The organism is Pseudomonas sp. BP01 (assembly GCF_022760795.1).
GTDB classification, from domain to species: Bacteria; Pseudomonadota; Gammaproteobacteria; order Pseudomonadales; family Pseudomonadaceae; genus Aquipseudomonas; species Aquipseudomonas putida_Q.
In genome coordinates, this window is record NZ_JAFBKA010000076.1 from 1 (window position 1) to 531 (window position 531).

The 531-nt window shown below is 59.3% G+C and carries 1 protein-coding gene; it reads right to left on the bottom strand.

Annotated features, from left to right (window positions below; all coding sequences use genetic code 11):
* On the bottom strand, positions 1–531 hold a 531-nt coding region (locus tag JOY50_RS28535; protein WP_310738328.1), incomplete at both ends, for a T6SS effector BTH_I2691 family protein.

A 531-nucleotide genomic window follows, 5' to 3' on the forward strand; every position in this document is an offset into this window, starting at 1 on the left:
ACGCATGGGGTCCTCACGCCAGACCTGGCGCTTCACCACCCAGTTCAAGCGCTGATGGTTGAATTCCTGAATCAGGCCAACGGTATCGTCGAGCACCACCGCCAGCACGCCGTTCTCCAGCTTGTGCTGGTTCATCGCATTGACCAGATAGCCGCGCATGGCAAACCGGCGCAGCCAGCGGCTGTGAAAGCCATGTGCACTGTCGAACGGTGAGCAGCCGCGCTGTGTGTACTCGAACACATCCTTGTCGACCTGCAGATTGTCGGGCGTCATGGCGATGCCCAACAATTCGGGATTGTTACGTGCCTGGGTCAGGTCCAGCCCTTCAAAGCGATGCGCAGGCGCCTGGCCCTTCTTGTAGGCATTCAACACGCTGACCGGCCACGGGTCGCTGGAGAAAGCCAGCCAAGCGCTGCCATAGCGGTCGGTATCGATGTTCAGGAAGGATGAAGGAATGTCGTGGTTTTCATTCACGCATTTTTCGGGCAGCGACGCGGGTAGGCCGTCTGACGGTTCGTAGGGGTTGAAGCG